The organism is Lacicoccus kunmingensis DSM 17847 (assembly GCF_059568765.1).
This window is the reverse complement of sequence record NZ_JCANUC010000007.1, coordinates 90,951-106,911: the sequence shown is the minus strand read 5'-3', so window position 1 is coordinate 106,911 and position 15,961 is coordinate 90,951. Positions and strand designations below refer to the sequence as shown.

Annotated in this window: 16 protein-coding genes and 1 riboswitch; of the genes, 11 read left to right on the top strand and 5 right to left on the bottom strand. The window is 41.3% G+C overall.

Annotated features, from left to right (window positions below; all coding sequences use genetic code 11):
- Positions 1–11: 11 nt before the first annotated feature.
- On the bottom strand, positions 12–398 hold the full coding sequence (locus tag BO48_RS08890) for a GNAT family N-acetyltransferase (RefSeq protein ID WP_496367092.1): 387 nt from the start codon (positions 396–398) through the stop codon (positions 12–14).
- Positions 399–515: 117 nt separating this feature from the next.
- The gene (locus BO48_RS08885; RefSeq protein ID WP_496367091.1) at positions 516–2,780 is read right to left on the bottom strand and encodes an ATP-binding cassette domain-containing protein; all 2,265 of its coding nucleotides are present in this window, start codon (positions 2,778–2,780) and stop codon (positions 516–518) included.
- A gap of 131 nt (positions 2,781–2,911) precedes the next feature.
- On the opposite strand from BO48_RS08885, the gene BO48_RS08880 reads away from it, so the two are divergent.
- The 7 genes from BO48_RS08880 (at position 2,912) to BO48_RS08850 (ending at position 9,592) form a co-directional block, all read left to right on the top strand.
- Positions 2,912–3,493, top strand: coding sequence for a protein-L-isoaspartate(D-aspartate) O-methyltransferase (locus tag BO48_RS08880; RefSeq protein ID WP_496367090.1), 582 nt, complete (start codon positions 2,912–2,914; stop codon positions 3,491–3,493).
- Positions 3,494–3,684: 191 nt separating this feature from the next.
- The gene (locus BO48_RS08875; RefSeq protein WP_496367089.1) at positions 3,685–4,833 is read left to right on the top strand and encodes a hypothetical protein; all 1,149 of its coding nucleotides are present in this window, start codon (positions 3,685–3,687) and stop codon (positions 4,831–4,833) included.
- Positions 4,834–4,852: 19 nt separating this feature from the next.
- Positions 4,853–6,082, top strand: coding sequence for a metal-dependent hydrolase family protein (locus BO48_RS08870; protein WP_496367088.1), 1,230 nt, complete (start codon positions 4,853–4,855; stop codon positions 6,080–6,082).
- 179 nt (positions 6,083–6,261) lie between these two features.
- The gene (locus BO48_RS08865) at positions 6,262–6,939 is read left to right on the top strand and encodes a DUF421 domain-containing protein (protein WP_496367087.1); all 678 of its coding nucleotides are present in this window, start codon (positions 6,262–6,264) and stop codon (positions 6,937–6,939) included.
- Between the two features lie 98 nt (positions 6,940–7,037).
- Entirely contained in the window at positions 7,038–8,219 is a 1,182-nt protein-coding gene (locus BO48_RS08860; RefSeq protein ID WP_496367086.1) for a diaminopropionate ammonia-lyase, read from the top strand.
- A gap of 115 nt (positions 8,220–8,334) precedes the next feature.
- Positions 8,335–8,378, top strand: a riboswitch (PreQ1 riboswitch).
- Positions 8,379–8,401: 23 nt separating this feature from the next.
- A complete protein-coding gene (locus BO48_RS08855) occupies positions 8,402–8,842 on the top strand; it encodes a QueT transporter family protein (RefSeq protein WP_496367085.1) in 441 nt (146 codons plus the stop codon).
- Between the two features lie 279 nt (positions 8,843–9,121).
- Positions 9,122–9,592, top strand: a complete 471-nt coding sequence (locus BO48_RS08850; RefSeq protein ID WP_496367084.1) for a SprT-like domain-containing protein — start codon at positions 9,122–9,124, stop codon at positions 9,590–9,592.
- Between the two features lie 46 nt (positions 9,593–9,638).
- Here the strand turns inward: BO48_RS08850 and BO48_RS08845 are convergent, their stop codons facing one another.
- Positions 9,639–9,908, bottom strand: coding sequence for a YbyB family protein (locus tag BO48_RS08845; RefSeq protein WP_496367083.1), 270 nt, complete (start codon positions 9,906–9,908; stop codon positions 9,639–9,641).
- A 208-nt stretch (positions 9,909–10,116) separates the two neighbouring features.
- Between BO48_RS08845 and solA the strand changes: the two genes are divergently transcribed.
- The 4 genes from solA to BO48_RS08825 all read left to right on the top strand — a co-directional run bounded on the left by solA (position 10,117) and on the right by BO48_RS08825 (position 14,191).
- Positions 10,117–11,271: an N-methyl-L-tryptophan oxidase gene (gene solA / locus BO48_RS08840; protein ID WP_496367082.1), complete on the top strand. Its 1,155-nt coding sequence runs from the start codon at positions 10,117–10,119 to the stop codon at positions 11,269–11,271.
- A 132-nt stretch (positions 11,272–11,403) separates the two neighbouring features.
- Entirely contained in the window at positions 11,404–12,351 is a 948-nt protein-coding gene (locus BO48_RS08835) for an ornithine cyclodeaminase family protein (protein ID WP_496367081.1), read from the top strand.
- Positions 12,352–12,660: 309 nt separating this feature from the next.
- A complete protein-coding gene (locus tag BO48_RS08830; protein ID WP_496367080.1) occupies positions 12,661–13,077 on the top strand; it encodes a glycosyl-4,4'-diaponeurosporenoate acyltransferase CrtO family protein in 417 nt (138 codons plus the stop codon).
- A gap of 1 nt (position 13,078) precedes the next feature.
- The gene (locus BO48_RS08825; RefSeq protein ID WP_496367079.1) at positions 13,079–14,191 is read left to right on the top strand and encodes a glycosyltransferase family 2 protein; all 1,113 of its coding nucleotides are present in this window, start codon (positions 13,079–13,081) and stop codon (positions 14,189–14,191) included.
- A 45-nt stretch (positions 14,192–14,236) separates the two neighbouring features.
- On the opposite strand, the gene BO48_RS08820 is transcribed toward BO48_RS08825, so the two are convergent.
- Together BO48_RS08820 and BO48_RS08815 are read right to left on the bottom strand one after the other, a co-directional pair.
- Positions 14,237–14,983: a TspO/MBR family protein gene (locus tag BO48_RS08820; RefSeq protein WP_496367078.1), complete on the bottom strand. Its 747-nt coding sequence runs from the start codon at positions 14,981–14,983 to the stop codon at positions 14,237–14,239.
- A gap of 23 nt (positions 14,984–15,006) precedes the next feature.
- A complete protein-coding gene (locus tag BO48_RS08815; RefSeq protein WP_496367076.1) occupies positions 15,007–15,855 on the bottom strand; it encodes an SDR family oxidoreductase in 849 nt (282 codons plus the stop codon).
- Positions 15,856–15,961 lie beyond the last annotated feature (106 nt).

Sequence of the window (15,961 nt, the reverse complement as noted above, 5' to 3'; positions counted from 1 at the left end):
CTCACAAAGTTTTAACCTTCAAATTCGAGTTTCATCTTAAGTTCATCAAAGTATTTTTCACCATCGAACATTGCTTTTGGCTCGGTCCCATACGTTTCAAAACCGAATGATTCATAGAACTTTTTTGCGCGCTGGTTTTCAATAACCACTGCGAGATTCAACTGCTCAACGCCTTCCATTTCTCTCACCTGTCCAATCAGAAAATCGACGACTTTACGTGAGATCCCGCTCCCTCTGTATTCTTTATCACAATACATTGCCTGCAGCTCGCCTTTATGGCCCGATTTCGGGCCGCTTCTTCCAATAAAAGACGCAATGCAAACGAGCTTATCACCATCAAAGCCGCCAGTAACAAACTGAGTTGACTTCTGTTCAAGTCTTTGTTCAAAGGATTCCAATGGGAGCGCACTTTCCAGCTCATAAGTAGAACCGAATGCCCCCCCGGGTCAGTGTTCAAGCTAAGCTGCCTGTATTGTCCTGCATCACTCTCATTGAGTAATCTGACCTGCATCGTCTCATCCTTTACCATCAATATAACGTTTCAGATGTTTACCTGTCACTGACGCTTCCACATCAAATATACCCGCAGGATGCCCGCTGTACAACACCCGTCCGCCATTGTTCCCGGCATCGGGCCCAATATCTATCAGCCAGTCCGCATGAGTCATCATCGTTAAGTTGTGTTCCACGATAATCACTGTATTACCTGCTTTAATCAACGTTTCAAAGCATTCCAAAAGCGTCGGTATATCTTTTTCATGCAGTCCGGTCGTCGGTTCGTCAAATATATACACAGTATCACTTGTGTCACTGTCAAGATGCCAGCTGAGCTTCAGACGCTGCATCTCACCGCCTGACAAAGTATTCAGAGACTGTCCGAGTGTCATGTACTGGAGACCCGTCTGTTCCAGGTGATATAAGCGTTCTCTGACGGTTTTATTTTCTTCGAATAAATTGATTGCATCCTCTACAGTGAGTGCCAGTATGTCTGCGATGGAATATCCATCCACTTTGGCATCCAACACTTCCTCTTTATACCTGGATCCCTGGCACAGCTCACACACCTGCGACAGTTCCGGCATAAATGCGAGCTCTGTTTTTATTACACCTTTGCCGCCGCATTCCGGGCAGGCGCCTTCAGAGTTATAGCTGAACATGCTTTTCTTCAAGCCGGTTTTCTTACTGAAAAAGCTTCGGATATCTTCAAACACATTCATGTAGGTCAGCACATTGGATCTGCTGGAAGCATGTATACTCTTCTGATTGACGAAGATACAATTTTTATCTGACTTCAATCCCTCAGTGAGCAGGGTACTCTTACCAGACCCTGCGACACCCGTGAAAACTGTCGTCATATTCTTCGGTATTTCAACACTTACATTTTCCAGGTTATTTTTAGTGATGTTGTTCAGTCGTATCTTATCATCCGGTACTTTATTGCTTTCCTTCAAAGCATGCTGTTCTCTCAGCACGGTACCTGTCGCCGTAGCCGATTCAAGCAACTCATCATATGTTCCTGTAAACATGATCTCGCCGCCGCTCTTTCCGGCTCCCGGGCCGATATCTATGACATGATCCGCTATTTTTATCACATCCGGATCGTGCTCGACAATCAGTACTGTATTCCCTTTGTCACGTATTGATTTGATAATGTCGTTAATCCTGTCGATATCTTCAGGATGAAGGCCGACACTCGGTTCATCGATGATATAAACAAGATCTGTCAGAGGACTGTTCAAATGCCTGATCAGTTTAATCCTTTGCGATTCACCGCCGGATAAAGTCGGTGTTTCCCTGTCGAGAGTCAAATAGTTCAAGCCGACATGTTTTAAGGCTTTTAATTGTTTTAACAGCGGCTCTATAATGTATTTCGCCTTCTCATCTTCAAGGGATTCCAGAAAAGGAATGGCATCTTCGATTGTCAGAGAAGTGAAATCAGCGATGTTCAAATCGTTGATTTTACATGTCAGTATTTTCTGATTCAGCCTCTGTCCGTGGCAGGCCGGACAGTCTTTGGAAGTGACCACCCGTTCCACATCCTTTAAAAAACGCTTCTTTTCAAAATTATCATTCAGCAGAAAAGACCGTCTGAAACGATGAATCAATCCTTCATACTTCGCAGTCCTCGGCCAGTTATCCGGCGGGTTTTTAAGCTTTTTAGGCTTTGTATATAAAAAGGTGTCCATCTCTTCTTCTGTATAGTCTTTCAGTTTCTTATCATTGTCGAACAACCCCGTATATAAATAACGTTTACCGCGCCAGCTGTCCGGGCGGAAGGACGGGAATTTTATCGCATCTTCATTCAGTGACCTGTCGAAGTCAAGAAGTTCATTCAAGTCGATATCTTCCACGTAGCCAAGGCCCTGGCATGTTTCACACATACCATTCGGGTTGTTGAATGAAAACACACTCGAATAACCGACGAATGGACTGCCGAGCCTCGACCACAACAGTCGCACCGATGCATAAATATCGGAAATAGTACCGACTGTCGAGCGGGAATTTCCACCGAGTCTTTTCTGGTTTATAACCATTGCCACCGGTAAGTTCAGTATTTGATCCACTTCCGGCTTCTCATAATGTGTCAGCTGATTCTGAATATAAGTAGAGTAGGTTTCGTTCAACAGCCTTTCCGATTCAGCTGCGACAGTATTGAAAACAAGTGATGATTTTCCTGAACCCGACCGTCCTGTAAAGACCGTTAATTTATGTTTAGGTATATCAACGCTGATGTTTTTCAAGTTATTCTGGTTTGCCCCTTTAATATGAATCTGGCTCATTACAAATCACCTCTGTTTTTTATTTCGTCTCTGTTTCATATATTAACATTAATCAGTGAAATCAAACTTGGCTGATATGGGTATAGACTGGTAACAGCTTAAATCAAGATTGGAAAGGACGGATGAATCTTATGAATTACAGTGATACAGAAGTCGAAGCATATTTCAAACAGCTTGACCGCAGTAAATTTATAGATGATCAAAAAGAACATGCCGCTCTCGACAGACCGCTTTCAATCGGCCACGGTCAGACAATATCCCAGCCGACGCTGGTACTGAACATGACCCAGAAATTAGATTTAAACAAAGAAGATAAGGTGCTCGAAATAGGAACCGGCTCCGGGTTCCAGACAGCATTGCTTTCTAAATTTTCAAGTTCTGTCTATACAGTGGAACGCATCCGGGCACTGTATGATTCTGCGAAAGAAAGACTGACTGATCTGGGATATTCAAATGTCCACTTCCATTATGGTGACGGACACTCCGGTTGGGAGGAACATGCGCCTTATAACAAAATCATGGTGACCGCCGCAGCCAGAGAAATACCAGAAACACTGATTGATCAACTCGCAGCCGGCGGAAAAATGGTCATCCCTGTCGGAGATTTTCGTATGCAGGAACTCAAGCTTGTAGAAAAAGATGAAAGCGGAAAGATTTCAGAGACGGTCATTGAATATGTGATGTTTGTCGAGTTCAGAAAAGATGTGGAATAGTTCATATTATTTAGCTTTTTTATACCGGTAAAACAAGGTTTAAACTGTTTTTATTTGAAATACAAGTATACAGTATACAATAAAAACGTATTCTTTTGCAGAATAATCATTTTTTTCAGAATACGTCTATTATTCTTATTTTATTGCTAGTATAATGCACTCATTATTATAAATTATTAAGGAGTGTTAATATGTGGCAGGAACCTATTATTGCAACAGTTGGTATATTTGCCTTACTTGCTTTAGGTGAATATATCTCTGTCTTATCAAGAGCAAGGATCCCGACATTAATGACTGCTATGCTGGGATTTCTGATCTTTACGTGGATTGGTGTCTTCCCGGAAGATATTCTTGAATTATCCACACTCCCGGCTTTAGGCGCCATTTTAATCGGTCCGCTGATTGTACATATGGGAACGCTGATGCGTTTTGATATTCTGAAATCACAGTGGAAGGCAGTTGTAATTGCACTTTCGGGACTAATTGGCGCTCTGACACTTGTGCTGACTTTGGTTACTTTGATGTTTGACTTTACGACCGCTGCGAGCGGAGTCGGCCCTTTATCAGGCGGAGTGGTCGCACTTCTGATTACGAATGAGACACTGACTGAACTGGGAATGACTTCTTTAATCGTAGTTCCTGTACTTGTGTATGCATTCCAAGGGGTTGTAGGTATGCCGATTTCCACTTTCTTTATGAAAAGATACGGTCATATGTTCATGACCGGACAGATAGATTCCAAAGACACTGCAAAAGTTTCATTGAAAGAAGAACCTGTAAAGTATAAATTTATGCAGAATAATATTTTAAAGCTGTTTTTTGTGTTCTTTCTGGCTGCAATCGGTGTTTATCTCGGAGATATAACAGGGATTCATTTCACGATTTTCTGTCTGATTCTTGGGGTACTTGCACTCAATTTGGGCTTCTTCCCGAAAAGTGTGCTTGAATCTGCGAACTCATTCAGCTTTATGATGGTTGCCCTGATTTTTGTAATCATCGGTACGATGGCGGATGTTACACCGATGGATGTTGTTAATAATGTTCCAAGCGTTCTTGCGATACTCGCAATCGGTACATTTGGTATACTTGCCGGAGGTTATATCGCTTCCAAGATCGTCGGCTGGCATCCGTATAAAGGGATGCCTGTTGCACTAACCGCTTTACTCGGTTTTCCGGCAGACTATATTATATGCGAAGAAGTTGCACGCAGTGAAACGGATAATCCTGAAGATGAGAATAAATTATTCCAGGAACTTGTGACACCAATGCTGATCGGGGGCTTTGTCACCGTTACCGTCGCCTCGATCTTTATAGCAAGTATCGTGATGAATTTAATTTAAAATATTGGAGGATAATATATTGACTCAGTTATTAGTTAAAAATATAAATCTGATTGATGGTACAGGTTCAGAAAATATAATCAAAACCAATGTACTAATAGAGAATGGATGCTTCAAAACTTTGGATGTTGATGACAATAACAGCAGCGGTGCAGAAGTGATTGATGGTGCCGGGCATTACATGCTTCCCGGAATGATTGATACACACGTCCATATGATGATGGAGCTTAAGCCAATCGAACAGCGTATTACAACGCCATTTTCATACAATTTCTATGAAGCCGCCAAGCATTTGAATACCGTGCTGAATGCAGGGATCACTACAGTACGTGATGCTCTCGGCAGTGATCTGGGATTAAAAAAAGCTATTGAGGACGGGCTCGTTGACGGCCCAAGAATGCAAATCAGCGTGAACGCTTTGACGATTACAGGCGGCCATGGCGATGGGTATAATTACTCAGGGGTTGTCACTGATATGCTACAGGCCCATCCTGGTATGCCATCAGGGGTTTGTGACGGCAAAGAGGAAGTCAGAAAGAAAACCCGGGAAATGTTAAGAGCAGGTGCTGATGTTATTAAAGTACATGCGACTGGGGGCGTCTCCAGTCCGACCGATCATCCAAAATTCACACAGTTTTCACTTGAAGAGCTGAAAGTGATTGTTGAAGAAGCTCAGTTCAGAAATGGTGTGAAAGTGATGGCGCATGCGCAAGGACTGGAAGGGGTCAGACAGTGTGTTGAAGCAGGCATTCATTCAATAGAGCACGGCATTTATCTTGATGATGAAATTTGTGAAAGAATGAAAGAACAAGGAACGTATCTTGTACCGACACTTCTTGCGCCGGTATCAGTTTTGGAGTTTGCCGACGAACTTGGGATGGCACAAACATCTATTGATAAATCGAAAGAAGTCATTGAAATTCATAAAGAGAGCTTTACAAGAGCTTATAAAGCCGGTGTAAAGATTGCAATGGGTACTGATGCCGGAGTATTCAAACATGGGACCAACCTTCGTGAACTTGAGCTGATGGTTGAATGCGGGATGACGCCGATGGATGCCATTTTGGCCTCCACTCAAACGGCTGCTGAATGTATGGGCTACACTGATCTCGGACTGATTAAAGAAGGCTATGTAGCAGATTTCATTTTGACAAAAGAAAATCCTTTGGATGATATCGGTGTTCTGAAAACTAACGAAGAAATTAAAGTGGTCGCCAAAGAAGGTAATGTATTCAAAAATATAATGTAATTGATTTTAAAGAGATGAGCCGTATTTAATACGATTCATCTCTTTTTATATAATTTTAGTGGAGTTACCGAAAGGTTAAGCCGATATGTAAAAGGGTATCTATTCATATTGAATATAATCGTACATAGAAGCACAGTGATTTATTTGTCATTAAAAATACGAAGAAGGGGGAAGGGGCAGTGGAAGATATAATGTCTTATTTCGTAAAGCTGACAGTCGGTCTCATTGGTGTCATGATTGTCATCAGACTTCTTGGTCATAAAGAACTTGCACAGATTACGCCGCTTGATTTCGTCTACGCTCTCATTTTAGGAAGTATCGTCGAAGAGTCTCTGTATGAAACCACTACGCCGGTTTATCATATGGTCCTCATGCTCGCATACTGGGGACTGTTGATTTATGTAATGGAAAGATTCGCCATGAAAAATGAACGCTTCAGAAGACTGACCAAAGGCAGTGCACAGCTGCTGATCAGTGACGGAATTGTCGATCGGAAAGTACTGAACAGACATAACATGGATGTGGACGAGGTCAGGGAACTGCTCAGAATGAACGGTGTCTTTTCCCTACGAGAAGTCAAACATGCAATTATGGAAACCAGCGGCAAACTTTCGGTTGTGAGGTACGCGTCTGAAGAACCGGCGCAACGGAGTGAACTGCTCGATGATTATCAGGAAAATTCAATGGCCTACTTGTTCATCGATGGCGGTCAAGTCGAGCACAGAACACTTCAGGCAGCAGGTTATGATGAAGATTGGCTGGAGCGTACAGTTGAAGAAGAAACAGGTCACAAGGCAGAAGATATATTTTTAGCAGAATGGAGCGAAACGGAAGGTTTCTTTATACAGACGAAATGACGGGTATGAAACCCCGTCATTTTTTTGGAGTTTTTAAATGCTTAACATTCAATTTAAGTTATGATGAATATAATCAATATTTCCAGGAGGCTGAGTAAATGGAATGGATCAGGAACCAATTCAAAGATGAAGATAATGCAAACATGTTCAACCAACATTTCTCAAAAGAAAAAATCAAAAATGCACATCATTTTCATCAGACCATGCCCCAATACGAAAAGACACCTGTCTACGCACTGACGGGTCATTCAAAAGAACTGGGACTGGGCACTTTATTCGTCAAAGATGAATCAGCAAGATTCGGTTTGAATGCTTTTAAAGGACTCGGAGCATCATATGCAATGGCGAGTTATTTTGCAGGTAAATTGAATATGGATATGACTGAAGTCAGCTTTGATGAATTACTTGAAGCTGTCAATAAATACCCTGCAGAAACATTTGCGACAGCAACCGAAGGTAATCATGGCAAAGGCGTGGCGTGGGGGACACAGATTTTCAAACAAAACGGCAAAGTATTTCTGCCAAAAGGCGCTGCGGACGTCCGGGTTGATGCTGTTACTGACCTCGGAGCTGAAGCGAAAGTCACCGATATCAATTATGATGATACCGTTCAGTATGCTGCGGACCTGTCCAGCACCAACGGCTGGATTCTGATGCAGGATACGGCATGGGAGGGGTACGAAGAGATACCGACCCATATTATGCAGGGCTATACGACAATCATTTCTGAACTTACGGAGCAGCTTGAACCGCACAGCCTGAATCAAATCACCCATGTCATTTTACAGGCAGGCGTCGGTTCATTCGCAGGCGCAATGGCCGCAGCCATTTATAATCAAACAGACGGCAACCCGCCAAAAATTATTGTTGTCGAGCCTGCAGAGGCAGATCCGATTTTCCGTTCAGCCGACAGCGAATTCGGAAATGCTGTCAGAGTTGACGGTGATATGAATACGATGATGGCCGGCCTCTCATGCGGTGAACCGAGCCCGATCGGCTGGAATATATTAAAATCCACAGCTGATTATTTCATTTCGTGTGATGATGAGATCAGTGCAAAAGGCATGCGGATGCTCGGAAGACCGGCAGAAGGCGATACAAAAATCACTTCAGGTCCTTCAGGTGCTTTACCCGCCGGTTTTCTGTCTGAAGTGATGACGAATGATTCATATATGGACCTTAAAGAGAATTTAAACCTCCGCAGAGAGTCAAAAGTATTGGTCATTAATACCGAAGGGGACACCGACCCTGACAATTACCAAAAAGTGATGGGTGAATAACGATAACCCCGCTGAAATTCAATATTTCAGGGGGATTTTATCATCAGACTGTCACTTAATAGTCTTCAATTAATATTTTAATCTGATATAATTATATGGCAGTTTGTTATGTTTTAACTCACAGGTTCGCAAACTCCCTGTATAAAAAACTAAGGAGAATGATTATTATCAGTAATAAAATAATGATTTACAATGCAGTCCTTGCTGCCATTTATGTCGCGTTGACAGTGATCAACCCCATCGGGACGATGGCGATACAAATACGAATCAGCGAAATGCTCGCCGTGATTCCGTTTTTCAACCGCAAGTTCATTCCCGGGATGCTGATCGGTCTGGCAGTCGCCAACTTTTTCTCGCCACTCGGCCTGATTGATGTAGCGACGGGTGTCGGCATTGCCGTCATTTCATATACTATCAGCTATTTCATCAAAAACGTCTGGATCAATGCTGTCCAGTACAGTGTACTATGCGGAATTTTCGTCGGTTTGATGCTGCTCATAGTACTTGAAATACCATTCTGGTTCAGCTTTGTAACAATCACCATTTCAACATTGATTACTACCTTCCTTGGAACGATGTTATTTTCTAAAGTCGGACACAGAATTCTTCCCAACCTTAAATAAAATGATGATAACCGGACTTCTCTCCGGATCATATTGGCAATCCTATGGTATTTATCATAGGATTGTTTTGTTATTGAAGAACGATGTTTCTCATGAAACTTTGATTAAAATAAAGAGATCCATTACCGACACATATACGCTAAGCACATCATCCGTTCCATCAGGGGGACATCTTCTCTATGCCGCTTCCAAAATGCATTATACGAAAAAATATTAATATCATAATACAAATTTAATGATATTATTGATTTAACCATTTGAAATTGAGAGTGATCAAATATGAATGCCCAGCAATTACAGAATTATGCTGAAGATTTTCTAAGAAAAAATTTCGATTTATCACTGGATGTACCGCTTCGCATATCCAAACGCATGAAGTCGAAACTTGGCGTCTTCAGCATTAAATATAATAGAAACGAAGTTTTAAGCAGTGAGATAGTTCTCTCTTATAACTTTATAATCAACAACGATAAAGATGCCGTTCTGGATGTCTTGTACCATGAATGCGTCCATTATGCATTGTATAAAAAAAGATTACCTTTCAGGGATGCCGACCCTGAGTTCATACATACTTTGGAACGTCTGGGAATTTCCAGAACACGCAGTTATCAATATAAAGGACAGTCATATTTATATGAATGCAGAAAATGCAGATACCAGTTCAGTAAAAATATGAAGGGGTATGAGAAAAGGTATATGTGCGGCAAATGTCATGAAAAATTCGTTTACAGAGGTACCGTTCAGCGGTGAATATAAACGGGCGGACTCAAATTGATTTGAGTCCGCCCGTTTTTTATTACTTGTTTTTCTGCCGTGCTTCTTCTCTTAAATCATTGTAATATTGAACACTCGTCATTGCACCTTCGTCCACCATATTCGAATCCCTTAAATTCTCAGGTCTGCCCATTTTCTTAACATAAGGATCGCTTGTCCATTTGCCTGCCTGACTGACGACGATATCGATTCCCTGATCGATACCTTTTTTGACCGTCTCTTTATTTTTTGTAAGATACAGCACACCTGCGACTAACCCGACTGCACTGACCAACTTCGTTTTTCTTCCCATGGGTGTCACACTCCTTTTAGCAATAAATCTCCCGATTCATCGCCCAATTATTTACCTTTATTATCTCATGTATCACCATTCTTATCAAAATATTCAGATTAATAGGTGTTTTATTTGCAAATGGATATCATTTTTTATAATTAATAGATTATCACGCAGGGTAGAGTAGAAATGATGTGATATAAACATATCCGATAGGAGTGATCTTATGAATAAAAAACATTATGATGTCGTTATTGTCGGCGCCGGCTCGATGGGATTGTCCGCAGGATACTATCTCTCACAAAAAGACCGCGATGTCCTGATGATTGATGCCAATGACCCGCCGCATCCCTACGGCAGCCACGGCGGTGATACGCGTCTGATCCGCCATGCAGTAGGGGAAGGACTGCAGTACATCCCTCTCGCTTTACGCTCACAGGAAATGTGGAATGAACTGCAGGAACATTCAAATGATGAGATTTTCAGACAGACCGGTATTCTCAACTTCGGGTATAAAGGGTCCGATTTTCTGGAAAAGACTATAGAAGGTGCCAGAGAATATAATCTGGACATTGAAACTATGACAGTTGAAGAGATGCAGGAACGTTGGCCGGGGCTTCATGGTGAAGACCTGGAAATCTGCTACTATGAAAAGAAGGCCGGTGTCATCATGGGCGAGAATGCCATCCGGACTTACCGGCGCCTTGCATTGTCGAACGGTGTCGAACTGCTCGTTGACACACCGGTAAACAGTATTCACCCGCAAGAGACCCATGTCCTTATCGAAACTGAACATGACAGCTTTACAGCAGATAAGCTGATTTTCTCTTCAGGCGGACATAATGGCCAAATGCTCAGAGACCTCGGCCTGAATTTAAAAATCCAGCCATCACGCCGCACTATCGCCTGGTTTGAAGCAGATGAAGGTTTATACAGTTCAGAGCACTTCCCGGGCTTTATCGGACGCTCCAGACACGGATCATACTATGGATTTTCAAGTATAGACGGTACAGGAGTGAAGATTGGCCGTTATGACGGCAGTGATGAAGATGACACAGACCCTGAAGGGATGGACAGAAATTTCGGTTCATTTGAAAAAGATGAAGCTTATTTAAGAGACTTTCTGAATGCGCATATGCGGGGCGCCAATGGTAAGCTGAATAAAGGGCTCGCATGCATATTTACCAATACTCCGGATGAAGATTTTATCATCGACCAGCATCCCGAGCACGATAATATTTATGTTGCCGGCGGCTTTTCCGGTCACGGCTTCAAATATGTACCGGTAGTGGGGGAAATCCTGACCGACCTCGTCACTAAAGGGAAAACTGAGTATGATATTTCTTCGTTCTCCATTACGCGGGATGAACTTTATGAATGAGAGCTTCAAGTCTGACTCATGTTGGTATAAAACGGCATGAGTCTTTTATTGAATGAATAATCTTTTACAATATTGTATGGTGAATAATAAGAGTCACTAAGAACGATTAACTATCGAAAGGAAGATATTTAAATGCAGATTTTGACAGATTCAGATATTCAGGAAGTATACAAAATTAATCACGCCATCGAAGATGTGAAGCTGGTACTGGATGATTTCAGAAATGACAGACTGGTTGAAGCCAAGAGAATCGTCCTTCCGGCAAGTGACAACTCTTCCATGCTCTACATGCCATGTATCAGCACGGCCCAGAAAGTGTCCATTATCAAGACCGTCTCGATTTTCCCTGACAACGCCGATCTTCCGACCACCCAGGGGAATATACTGGTATCAAACCTGAATGACGGCAAACATATTGCCTCATTGGAAGCTTCTTACTTAACGAGACTGCGCACAGGTGCAATGACTGCAATTGCCACCGATAAGCTTGCCAGAAAAGATTCAAAGGTTCTTGGTGTCATCGGCACGGGCAAAATGGCTTTTGAACAGGTTTTAGGTGTGCTTGAAGTGAGAGATATTAACAGAATATTATTGTTTAACAGAACCCGGAGCAAGGCTGAAACCTTTAAAAAAGATTTAGAAGATTTTGGGGTCGATACTGATATCGAAGTGGTCAATGAAGTCGGTGACCTCGTCGGTGAAAGTGATATTTTAAACTGTGCGACACAGTCAAAAACCCCGGTTTTTGATGGTTCAAATTTAAAATCAGGCACACATATCAACGGCGTAGGATCATTCACACCCGAAATGATAGAGATGGATATTGAGACTGTCAAAAGGGCAGACCAGATTTATCTGGATGACATGAACGGTGCGAAAGAGGAGGCCGGTGAAATTATAAAAGCCGTAGAAGACGGTGTCATCACCTGGAACGATATTAAAGGAACGCTCGTCGATATTTTTGAAAAAGATTACTTGAGAAATTCAAATGAAGACATCACGCTATATAAATGTGTCGGTGCAGGATATTTCGATCTCGCTGTGGCAAACGGCGTCATGAAAATAAAGGGATTGAAATAAATATTAAGAAATCAGGACTTAAGTCCCAGCTAAAAGCAAATCCCCTCCTAAAATTCACATTTTAGGAGGGGATTGATTTATATATAAATTAAAGACACTCTTCAAACATACCGGGTTTCAATACCGAAATCGATACATATCCGATAATTATAAATCAATATACAATCCATTTTACATTTACTAACAAAAAATACTATGATAGTGATATAGAAAATTATCAGGGGACGTGGAATATAAATGACACCAGTTAAATTTATACTTTCTAATGCTGTATTATGGGGGATATTCCATCTTCTGATTTCGGCACTCATGTTAAATTTCAATATACATAAACGAGCTCAAATCAATTGGCTGTTCAAAACATACCAATTTGAACAATCAGGAGAAATCTGGAATAAGATTTTCAAAATAAAGAGGTTAAAAGGAAAATTACCCGAAAGTACTCTAATCATGCCAGGAAGCTTTGACTCTTCACAAATGCATGATACCGAACCGAAAACATTAAATAACTATATTTCAGAAACCAACAGGGCTGAACTCACACACTGGCTTTCCATTTTACCTGCACCATTGTTCTTTTTATGGAACCCCCGGAAATATTGGGTTCTGCACCTGATGTATGCAGTATTGAGCAACATGCCCTTCATTCTTGCCCAGCGTTATAACCGTCCGAGATTAAGGAAACTTTATAATATTAAATATAAGCGCGGCATAAAGGAGCAATAATATGATCATCTTCAGTTTGTTATTTATATGGATCGTCATCACCATGGTATGCGGAGCTCTGATTTTCAAACATAAAAATTATATCGACAAAAATGTTGGAAATGATGTCATACCTTCTGTAAGTATAATCATCCCGGCAAGAAATGAATCAGACAATCTGCCGATTCTGTTAAAAAGTATACAAAAGCAAAAAAGCGTTGATACAGAAATTATTATTGCTAATGACGGCTCCACTGATGGTACTGTGGAAATAGCCAAGGATTCTAACGCCCGGATCAAAGATGTACCAAAAACAGATTTACCCGGTAAATACTTTGCCTGCTTTACCGGCAGCCGGTATGCAAAAAAGGATTTATTTATGTTTATGGATGCAGACACCTTTTTCACCAATGAATATTCCTTATACGATTTATGCAGGCAATACATCAAACATGACAGTAAAGGTATTCTGTCTATTCAGCCTTTTCATCAGACTGGCGAAAAATATGAGACTTTATCGGCAATTTTCAACCTGATGACAGTCACCGGAATCAATATTTTTTCTGTCCTTAAAAATAAATATCACGCAGGCACAGTATTTGGTCCAATCCTATTGACTAACAGAACCGACTATGAAAAAACAGGCGGCCACATGGCAGCAAAAGGTCATATCATCGAAGGCAGCGGTATTTACGACAGTTACGTCAGTCAGAACATTCCTGTATTTCATTACTTGGGAAAAGATATTGTTCATTTCAGAATGTACAGCGAAGGATTCCGGGCAATGATCAATGGCTGGAAAAAACACATATCCATCGGAGCGAAACATACATCCGGCATTATAATAGCCTTAATAATGATTTGGCTGTCATCATCCATCGTTCTTCCTGTTCATATCATTTACACTTTAATATATGATATGAATTTAATAATTTTACCGGTTCTCTTATATTTGATCTGCAGTTTTCATTTTTATAACTTATGTAAACCTGTGATTGATATCGGAAAAATTGAAAGTATATTCTATCCGGTCCATCAATACTTTTTCTTCTTTGTCTATACACTTTCTCTATATCAGATTCATATTAAAAAGACTGTGAAATGGAAAGACAGGGAAATAAAATACGAAAAATGATAATAAAAGATTTAACATAAAAAGAGCGGCTTAAAGCCGCTCTTTTTATGTTGCCTTCAGACTTTTCATCTTGTTTACAATAACCATGACTGCAACGACTACAAGAGCTATACTCACTATAAGCAATGTAATGTTGAGACCAGTTGAAACATCTCCGCTTTCGGCATATATTCCGATGAGCGGCCAAATCAATACAAGTGGATACAACCAGTCCTTAAAGAATACTGCAATCGCAATACCGATCATACCTGCAACAATCAATACCAGAATGGTCCAAGTGAGTTCGTCCATTCCAAGAATCGTTTCTATTTCATTTCCAGTCACCCACGTAAATATATTGACGATCGTCGCCAATGTCACCCAGGCAAAATATATGGAAAATGGAAATCTGTCAAACCAGCTGTAATTGGTTTCGCTGATACTGGAAAATATTTCTGCCAATGTGTAGAGCAATGCCGCAATTACAATAACGGACGCAAACAGCCATTCCTGCGTGAATACGAAAATCCATACGCCATTCAACAGGAAATTGATGATTGGCCAGAATTTCAAACGTTCTGTAATAGCAGATTTATCTTTTTTGGAAAAGAAAAGATATATGATCCAGATGAACAGCAGAGTGTAAATCAGCCCCCATATTGAAAATGCAAATCCTGCGGGCTGGATGATCGTTTCGTTATCATTTGCTGTGCCGCCAACATCCGAACCTGTAATTCCCACCGTATAGTTCATCACTATCATAGCGACGAAGGTTACAAAATATCCAATGACCCATTTTCTGTGTGTTGTCATCTGCTCACTCCTAATTGGCTATATTACGCTTTAGTCCCCGGTTTCATTTCATATGACTTGTCAATCATTTCATGTCTCTGTCCAAGTTCATCATCCGTTTGTTTATCCCAGACGGCACCTCTTCTTTTTTTCACTTCGGGAACCATGCCTTCAGGGATGACATTCCTGTAAGTCTTCGTTTCCCCGAGTATGACTTTTACTGCGGGTTCGATCACTTCTTCAGGGTCGAACTGTTCATAGGGGAAAGCTGCATTTTCGTAGTCGAAAACTGTTTCACTGTTGTCTTCATGCCAGTTTTTCCATGCTTCGAACTCACGGTCGTTGAATCCTGTCAAATAAGGCCCCGGATTGATTGTGGCCACTTCTATATTGAACTCCTGCAGCTCTTTGCTCAATGATTCGGAGAATGCTTCCAGCGCGAATTTAGAACCGCAGTAAGGTCCTGACAATGGATCTGCCATAAGTCCCGATACGGATGATACATTGACAATCCGGCCTTTATTTTTCTTAATCATTTTACGCGCAAATTCCTGCGTCAGAAGTACCGGAGCAAATGTATTCACTTCAAATTGATGCCTCAGATTCTCTTCCGGTATATCCACGAGTGAACCGCCTTCTTTCACAGCTGCATTATTGACCAGAACATCCACATCCCAAGCCCATGCCTTTTCACGGTCTTTGGGATTCGTCACGTCCAGCTTCTCAATCTGCATATCCAGTCCACGGTCATTTACTTCTTTCTCCAGCTCTGACACCTGTGACATCACTTCGACACCTGCAATCACAGATTTGCCCTCTTCAGCCAGTTTAAAAACGATGCCTTTACCGAAGCCTGTGCCTGCACCTGTAACGAGAATCTTTCCTTCAGCCATTTAAAGTCCTCCTATAATATTTTGATTTTAAAATCATGCAATTCACATTTACCCTTGATTAGACATAAAAAAACAGTCTTTCACGATTGTTTCTGAAAAACTGTTT

Excerpts from the sequence above, each read along its gene's own strand:
- BO48_RS08885 (WP_496367091.1), bottom strand. The coding sequence starts at position 2,780 with ATGAGCCAGATTCATATTAAAGGGGCAAACCAGAATAACTTGAAAAAC.
- BO48_RS08880 (WP_496367090.1), top strand. The coding sequence starts at position 2,912 with ATGAATTACAGTGATACAGAAGTCGAAGCATATTTCAAACAGCTTGAC.
- BO48_RS08875 (WP_496367089.1), top strand. The coding sequence starts at position 3,685 with ATGTGGCAGGAACCTATTATTGCAACAGTTGGTATATTTGCCTTACTT.
- BO48_RS08860 (WP_496367086.1), top strand. The coding sequence starts at position 7,038 with ATGGAATGGATCAGGAACCAATTCAAAGATGAAGATAATGCAAACATG.
- BO48_RS08855 (WP_496367085.1), top strand. The coding sequence starts at position 8,402 with ATGATTTACAATGCAGTCCTTGCTGCCATTTATGTCGCGTTGACAGTG.
- BO48_RS08850 (WP_496367084.1), top strand. The coding sequence starts at position 9,122 with ATGAATGCCCAGCAATTACAGAATTATGCTGAAGATTTTCTAAGAAAA.
- BO48_RS08845 (WP_496367083.1), bottom strand. The coding sequence starts at position 9,908 with ATGGGAAGAAAAACGAAGTTGGTCAGTGCAGTCGGGTTAGTCGCAGGT.
- solA (WP_496367082.1), top strand. The coding sequence starts at position 10,117 with ATGAATAAAAAACATTATGATGTCGTTATTGTCGGCGCCGGCTCGATG.
- BO48_RS08835 (WP_496367081.1), top strand. The coding sequence starts at position 11,404 with ATGCAGATTTTGACAGATTCAGATATTCAGGAAGTATACAAAATTAAT.
- BO48_RS08830 (WP_496367080.1), top strand. The coding sequence starts at position 12,661 with ATGTTAAATTTCAATATACATAAACGAGCTCAAATCAATTGGCTGTTC.
- BO48_RS08825 (WP_496367079.1), top strand. The coding sequence starts at position 13,079 with ATGATCATCTTCAGTTTGTTATTTATATGGATCGTCATCACCATGGTA.
- BO48_RS08820 (WP_496367078.1), bottom strand. The coding sequence starts at position 14,983 with ATGACAACACACAGAAAATGGGTCATTGGATATTTTGTAACCTTCGTC.
- BO48_RS08815 (WP_496367076.1), bottom strand. The coding sequence starts at position 15,855 with ATGGCTGAAGGAAAGATTCTCGTTACAGGTGCAGGCACAGGCTTCGGT.